A 7348-nucleotide genomic window follows, 5' to 3' on the forward strand; every position below is an offset into this window, starting at 1 on the left:
GCGAACATTTGTGTGAATATTTGGAGCGGACTGGTTGCCAGGCGAGACAAAATTAAAAATACTGGGATAACCATAAGCGTCACGATTGGTATAGGTAAATTATCGAGAAAATTCGGCATGGTTGATGTAAGCGAATTCATTTTTGCTCACACGAATACTTAATCTCGGCGATAAATTCTCGCCGCCCACCGCATGAATAGGCATTGCAATTAAGGCCAAGCTCTTCTAATATTGTTCTAATGAAATGTAGGCGCAACCAAAGGAGAATAACGATGACAGTGAATATCGATTGGGACAACCTTGGCTTCGATTATATGAATCTCCCGTACCGCTTCCTCGCCCACTGGCAGGACGGGCAGTGGGACGCCGGCGCACTCACCAGCAACAACATGCTGACCATCAACGAAAGCTCGCCGATTTTGCATTACGGGCAAGGCGCGTTTGAAGGCATGAAAGCTTACCGCACGAAAAGCGGTCAGATTCAACTGTTCCGCCCGGATCGCAACGCCAAGCGCATGCAAGACTCCGCGGATAAACTGCTGATGCCGCAGGTACCAACTGAAATGTTCCTCGACGCCGTCAAACAAGTCGTCGCCGCCAACCACGACTACGTGCCGCCTTATGGTACCGGCGCCACGCTGTACATCCGACCGATTCTCATCGGCGTCGGCGAAAATATCGGCGTTGCACCGGCCAAGGAGTACCTGTTCACCGTGTTTGCCATGCCGGTGGGGCCATATTTCAAAGGCGGCATGGTGCCAACCAAGTTCATCGTCGCCGATGCCTTCGACCGCGCCGCCCATTATGGTACCGGTCAGGCCAAGGTCGGCGGCAACTACGCCGCCTCGCTGCAAGCCGGCAAGTATGCGCATGAACACGGCTACGGCGACGCCATTTACCTCGACCCGCTGGAACACAAATACATCGAAGAAGTCGGTAGTGCGAACTTTTTTGCCATCACCAAGGATCACAAGCAACTTCAAACGCCGAAGTCCCCGTCGATTCTGCCAAGTATCACGAAGTTCTCGATTCTCGACTTGGCCCGCGACCGCTTCGGGCTCGAACCCGTCCAAACGCCGATTGCCATCTCAGACCTTGACCAGTTCAGCGAAGCCGGCGCCTGTGGCACGGCGGCGGTGATCACGCCAATTCAAAGCATCACCTATGGCGACACCGTGCATACCTTCGGTGACGGCAGCACCGGTGAATACACCGCCAAGCTTTACAACGAACTCACCGGGATTCAATTCGGCGACGTCGAAGCCCCAGCTGGCTGGATTGTGCCAGTCGAAGTGTAACCAAACGCAAACGTGGCAGTGTGAGCGACTCACACTGCCACGTTTTTTAGTCTTCGGCAAAACTGCCGCCATGCACAGCCGTGGCCTCCACCACCAGCACAAAGGCGGCGGCGTCGACTTGGTGCACGCGCCGCACCAGCGCCTTGAGGTCCGGTTGGGCGACGACAATCAGCAACATCCCCGTTTCGGTGTTGGCGTAGCCGCCGCGCGCCGGCAAGCGCGTCAGGCCGTAATCGGCTTGGAGCCGGGCTTGAATCATCTTCAACTGCGGGCTCATCACGTACACGGCCTTCTTGCGGTCCAGACCCGTTTCAATCACGTTCATCAGCCAGCTACTGATGGCCACGGCGAACACCGCCAGCAAAAACGCCTCGACGCCGCTCACCGGAATGTTCAACAGACACACGACAAAATCGATCCCGAATAAGCCTAATGACGGTTTGATGCCGAAGTATTTTTTGAAAATCAGCGGCGGGACCGTGGTGCCCCCGCTCGACGCGTCGATGCGATAGTTCAGCGCCACGCCGACGGCAAAAATCACGCTGCCCACGATGACGGCTAACATCCGGTCGTTAACCAGCCGCAGCTGCGGCGTCACCGCCAGCAATAAGGGCAACAACATGCTGCCGGCCAAAATTCGGCGGGTGGTCCCGCGGTCCAGCAGCCACCAGGCCAAGGCCAGCATGCCGAGATTAATTAGTAAAGTGGTCAAGCCCAGCGGCACGCCGAAGCTTTCTTGGACGATGATGGCCAGCCCCGTGGCGCCGCCGGCTGCGACGCGGTGCGGGGCGTAAAACCAGTTGATGCTAATGGCGATCAGCTCTAGGGCCAGCAGCATCAAGCCGCCGCGCACCCAGGAAATCGGCTTAGGCAAACGCATAAGTCACCTCGCTAAATGTCATTTGTTTACTAATAGTATACCATAGTTTACTCAGCCAAATGAATGCGGCCACTTGTGCTTTTTAAAACAACATGTTACATTAATCAGCACAGGTTCCAAAAATAAAGGAGAATATAAAATATGACAACTTACGCAATTACAGGCGCCACCGGCCACTTCGGTCAGCGCGCGCTTCAATACTTAGCCGCCAAGGTGCCGGCCACGGAAATCTTGGCCTTGGCCCGCAACGTCGAGAAGGCCAAGCAGGTCCTGCCCGCCGGTATCGCCATTCGCCAAGCCGACTACAGCGACCCGGCGCAGATGACGACGGCGTTAACCGGCGTGGACCGGTTACTGTTTGTTTCTTCTTTGCCAGGCGGCGCCGTTTCCCGCGCCGAACAACACGCCAACGTGGTGACGGCCGCCAAGCGCGCCGGGGTGCAGTTTATCGCCTACACTAGTTTTCCAATGGCCGATCGCACCACGGCGGCGCTGGCAGCCGATCACCAGGCGACTGAACACGCCATTCTCGACGCCGGCCTCCCCCACAGCTTCCTGCGCAACAACTGGTACTTGGAAAACGAACTCGCCACGCTCCGGCCTGCTGCCGCTGGCAAAGATTTCCTCTATTCCGCCGGCGCGGGTCAAGTTGGCTGGGCATTAGAGCGCGAATACGCCGAAGCCGCGGTAAATGTCTTGCTCACCGCTGCGCCAAAAGCCGTGTATGAATTTGCCGGCCCCGCCCGCACCTACCGCGACTTGGCAGAAGCCATAAGCGGTCACTTCGCCATCAAGAGCCTCACCGATGCCGACTACCAACAGGCCTTGATCGCCAATGGCGTGGCGGCTGGCTTGGCTGGATTCTTGACCGGCAGCATGGCGATGATTCGCAACGGGGCCTTGGCAGAGCACACCACGGATCTGCCGGATGTGTTGGGTCACGACTTGACGCCACTGCCAGCCGCCATCCAAGAAGTGCTAAACTAATTTTAGCTTGAAATAAGGTAAGGTGACCATTGTGCACTATTCACACAAGTTAAGCGACGCTATTCACGTCCTTGCCTATGTCCAAATCGGCGCGGGTTGGGACTTAGCCAGCAAAGAAATTGCCGCCAGCATCAACGCTAATCCTAGCGTCGTGCGGCGGCTCATGGCCCAATTGGTCAAAGGCGGCCTCTTGACCAGTCAGCCCGGCGCCGTGCGACCGGCACTCGCCCGCTCCGCCGAATCGATTAGCCTGCTCGACATTTATCGCGTCGTGGCCGGCACCGGGCCCTTGTTGCATCTCGATGAGCAAACCAGCCCAGCGTGTCCAGTCGGCGGGAACATTCAAGACACGTTGAGCGCGGTGTATGATTCGGTGCAAGCCGCCGCCGAGGCTCGCATGGCCGCCATTTCCCTACAACAAATCAGCGATGACATCGTAGCCCGGGCCAAAGCCAGACAGATGCTCGCCTAAATTTGGCCACAAAAATACGCGCCCACCGGCTGGTGAGCGCGTATTTGTGTAGTCCTATGAGCTCACCGCGTTAATCGCCACTTAAATCGGCATTACGAGATTCCTCTTGCGCCCACTTGTGATAAGCCTTGAGCTGCCGGGCCGTGAGCATGAGCGAGCGGCGGTGCCCGGTCGAATCGGTGACCATGACCGGCCCTCGGGTTTGGCCAAAATGGTGCTTGCACCAGGCGACCACGGGTTTGGTCAGCACCGCTTCTGCCGGATCCAAATTATATTTCTTGCCGTTTAGAATCAGCCACTCATCCCCATCCGCCACCGGTGCTTCAAAAGTCACCAGCGCGGAGTGCAAGCCCTTGGTCCGCCAGGCGTAATCGGTATCGGCATACTCGCTGATGACGCCAAAAATTCCCATCCCCTGAATTTCAATGACACTGCCGTCTGTGAGGGTCACGCGCACGTCGGCAGTTTCTTCATAATCATCCGGCAGCCGGACATCAGACATCGGCAATGTGTCTTCGGATTTCGTCAACTCCGGGTGGCTCACCGTGATGCTTTGGACGCCGGTGAGGCTGGCCATCAAGTTACGCGCCTCAACGCGCTCCGCCGCACCCATTTCGCCTCGCGTTGGCTTATCGCGACATCCCGCCAGCGCCAACAGCCCGCCGACAATCAGGCTGGCGACTAGGAAGCGGCTGCGCCTCATGATTGGCCCGCCTGCTTGGCGCGCCGCTTGGCTAAGTGCTTAGCCTTCAACCACCCGTACCACAACTTGTCACTGATGTGGTAGTCGGCTTGGTACAAGTGACCATATTTCCATAAGTAAAAATTCGAGACGATTTGCGCAAATAGCGCGCGGATCAGCAAGGCAAACAACGCGAAATAAAAGATTGGCACCAGCCCCACCAGCAGCGTCCAGAAATTGCTGGTGGCGGGACGCGGGAAGCCGAGCCTGAACGTGAACCCGTTGATCAGGCTGACCACCAACAGGCCGCCGCCGATACGCCACGTCCAGTAGTCGAACGGGCCGAAATTTAGCTGCCTGGTGCCGGTTTTGCCGTATAGTTGCACGCGCGTGTCTTGCGCGCCCTTCATGAGTTGGACGACCAGAAAAATCACCCCGAGGAGCACCACGACCACGGCGCCGAGCCACCCCAGGCTGACCAACGTGCCGCCGAGGCTCAACGGCAAAATAATAATCGTCAGCATTGGTAGCATCACCACCATCATCAGCACCTGCACAAACAGCAACTGCATCGGTAGCGGCTTGGGCCACAGCACGTTGATGACGAGCATGGCTTCAAACATCACGAACCAGACTTTAAACACCGGCACCATGAACCCGCTGCAGCGGCCCATCCAAATGGCGCAACTGTTGGTAATGTAATGAACATCGCCGGGATGGGCCGCGGCATCCGTTGCCATGCCGCCAAGCTCGCTCCCAAACATCCAAATCATCACGCTGAAGAACATCCCGACGCTGAGCAGGATCCACACCCGGTAGCGCAATTCTACGCGGCCGGCTTGGCCAAAACCGCCGCCATCTTTGAGGTTGTCTAAGCTAAAAATCTGGCGCGATTGTTGATACGTCGCGCCGAATAATGAGTCCGTTTTTGCCATGTGAAGCTCTCCCAATCTATGCTAAATTGTCGACTCATCAGCATCGCAAGCGGGGCTCCACGTAACCAGTCTTCTGCGAATATCATACATTAGTTTCAGCAGCGGCTCAATGCTTGGCTGGCCGCGTCGTCCAGCCGTAACTCAGCCCCAACACCACCAGCATCGCCGCGATGACAACCATTAGCGCTACCACCGACACCACCGGCGGGAAAAAGAGGCTGCCCAGCAGAACTACCCCGCCGCCGACCATCACCTGGCCCAGCCGCCGCATCGTTTTCAATGCGCCGGCAAGGTTCGTGACTGGCCACGGCACGTGATAGCCAAACCCTGACCAGCCTTTGTGCACCAGGGTCGCCGGCGTCGTTGGCAAATAGTTGCCCAGCGCGATGAACACCGCGGCCACCACGACCAGGGCCCACAGGCGAATGTTCACCGGCTGGCCTTGCGCGTAACGAATCGTGACCACGTACAGGACCACCGTGACCACAGGAAAAATCCACGCGGTAATCCGTTCTAATCGCGGTGCCCGGTTGCCCCGGTGGCTGGCCCGCATGGCGCTGCCAACGGTGATCCAGTGCAACACCAGCATGATCAGCGGGATGCCGTAAACGGCCAGCGCCTTTGGCATCCACCCATTCGGTTGATTGTTCACGCCCCAGTGGGTGACCACGGTGGCTGGGAGCGACGCGTATTGACTCATGCCATACAACATCGTCGCCAAAATGATGGCGCTCGTGATAATCAGTGTTCGCCAGTTAGTTTTTGTCATGTGAATCTGCTCCAATCCCTAGACTATAAATCCAACTCAATACTTCTTCGAAGACACTGGCATTCAAGTCGTAATAGATAAAATTCTTCTCGCGCCGCTCCGTGATCAGGTGCGCCTGCTTCAATAGTTTCAGGTGATACGAAACCGTCGCCGCCGTTAGGTCGAATTGCGCCGCGATTGCGCCGGCGGGCTTGGGCTCTTCCTTCAACAGGTTCAGAATCTGGCGGCGCACCGGATCAGAGATGGCCTTTAGGGTGTCAGACATTGCCATGGCTGTCGTCCTTTCTAGTTAGACGTTTGTCTAAATAGAAGATACTGCCGTTGGTGGGTGGGGTCAAGGAGTAATTTGAATAATTTCGAAATAGTTGGGAACAACTACGCTATCGCTCCGCGGCAAATTTTTGGCACGCAAATAGCCCGTCACCGAGAAATTGCTTCTCAGCGGCGGGCTATTCGTGCGTTCAAACCATTATTGATGTCTAGATCATCATGCCTCGCGGGCAACCGGCGCATGCAGCCGATTGTCACCACCAGAGTTGCGGACGTCTCCGCGCCCCGGTGTCGCCTCCATCTTGCAAGTATGGAGCGAATCGAAGCGATGGTTTGAAGCTGGGCGAATGGTGCTGGCGGCCCGCAGCCTGTGCGAGAATCTCGCACATTTTGTGATTCAACAACCGACGGATCCGCTAGGCACGGCAAGCCCTGAGCGAATGGTGAGGAGAAACGCAATGTTCTCACTCATGTCCGCGTGGCGAGATGCGCAGTTGGTCCAAAGTGGTCGTTGAATCACGGGCCTGTTGGTCTCGAGCTGCGCGGGCTTGCGCCGATAATGCACGGTCAGGAGATTCACAGGTCAGTGGGCGAGTGGTGCTGGCGGCCCGAAGCCTGGACGAAATATTGCTGACTGCCCAAGTCTGTGCGGCATCACCGGCCGGCGAATCTCGCACATTTGGTGATTCAACAACCGAAGGATCCGCTAGGCACGGCAAGCCCTGAGCGAATGGTGAGGAGAAACGCAATGTTCTCACTCATGTCCGCGTGGCGAGATGCGCAGTTGGTCCAAAGTGGTCGTTGAATCACGGGCCTGTTGGTCTCGAGCTGCGCGGGCTTACGCCGTTAATGCACGGTCGGGAGATTCACAGGTCATTGGGCGGATAATGCTGGCGGCCCGAAGCCTGGACGACTAAAGCTGACGGTCCGAGTCTGAGCGCAAATGTTGCCGGCGTGCTCGCACCTGAGTCAATGAAGCTGGCGACTCCCACCTGAGTGAATCTTGCTGGCGCTCCCGCCTGGACGAAATGGTGCTGACTGCCCGAGTCTGTGTG

General features: G+C 57.1%; 8 protein-coding genes. 3 read left to right on the top strand and 5 right to left on the bottom strand.

Annotated elements, in window-relative coordinates; all coding sequences use genetic code 11:
* Positions 1-239: 239 nt before the first annotated feature.
* On the top strand, positions 240-1298 hold the full coding sequence (locus tag FD02_RS07695) for a branched-chain amino acid aminotransferase (RefSeq protein ID WP_082603353.1): 1059 nt from the start codon (positions 240-242) through the stop codon (positions 1296-1298).
* A gap of 46 nt (positions 1299-1344) precedes the next feature.
* Here the strand turns inward: FD02_RS07695 and FD02_RS07700 are convergent, their stop codons facing one another.
* Positions 1345-2178 (bottom strand): YitT family protein, encoded by an 834-nt coding sequence (locus FD02_RS07700; RefSeq protein ID WP_056951536.1) that lies wholly within the window; start codon positions 2176-2178, stop codon positions 1345-1347.
* 141 nt (positions 2179-2319) lie between these two features.
* On the opposite strand from FD02_RS07700, the gene FD02_RS07705 reads away from it, so the two are divergent.
* Together FD02_RS07705 and FD02_RS07710 are read left to right on the top strand one after the other, a co-directional pair.
* Positions 2320-3165 carry an NAD(P)H-binding protein gene (locus FD02_RS07705; protein ID WP_054721870.1) on the top strand — a complete coding sequence of 282 codons (846 nt, stop codon included), beginning with the start codon at positions 2320-2322 and terminating at the stop codon, positions 3163-3165.
* Positions 3166-3196: 31 nt separating this feature from the next.
* A complete protein-coding gene (locus tag FD02_RS07710) occupies positions 3197-3637 on the top strand; it encodes an Rrf2 family transcriptional regulator (protein ID WP_054721875.1) in 441 nt (146 codons plus the stop codon).
* 70 nt (positions 3638-3707) lie between these two features.
* Here the strand turns inward: FD02_RS07710 and FD02_RS07715 are convergent, their stop codons facing one another.
* From FD02_RS07715 to FD02_RS07730, 4 genes are all read right to left on the bottom strand, one after another.
* Positions 3708-4340 (bottom strand): hypothetical protein, encoded by a 633-nt coding sequence (locus FD02_RS07715; RefSeq protein WP_054721869.1) that lies wholly within the window; start codon positions 4338-4340, stop codon positions 3708-3710.
* A complete protein-coding gene (locus FD02_RS07720) occupies positions 4337-5254 on the bottom strand; it encodes a hypothetical protein (RefSeq protein WP_056951538.1) in 918 nt (305 codons plus the stop codon). Before FD02_RS07720 ends, FD02_RS07715 begins: the two co-directional genes overlap by 4 nt.
* Before the next feature lie 106 nt (positions 5255-5360).
* Positions 5361-6023 carry a DUF1648 domain-containing protein gene (locus FD02_RS07725; protein ID WP_054721864.1) on the bottom strand — a complete coding sequence of 221 codons (663 nt, stop codon included), beginning with the start codon at positions 6021-6023 and terminating at the stop codon, positions 5361-5363.
* Positions 6010-6294, bottom strand: a complete 285-nt coding sequence (locus FD02_RS07730; protein ID WP_054721862.1) for an autorepressor SdpR family transcription factor — start codon at positions 6292-6294, stop codon at positions 6010-6012. Before FD02_RS07730 ends, FD02_RS07725 begins: the two co-directional genes overlap by 14 nt.
* Between the last annotated feature and the right edge of the window lie 1054 nt (positions 6295-7348).

The organism is Lacticaseibacillus nasuensis JCM 17158 (assembly GCF_001434705.1).
Taxonomy (GTDB): domain Bacteria; phylum Bacillota; class Bacilli; order Lactobacillales; family Lactobacillaceae; genus Lacticaseibacillus; species Lacticaseibacillus nasuensis.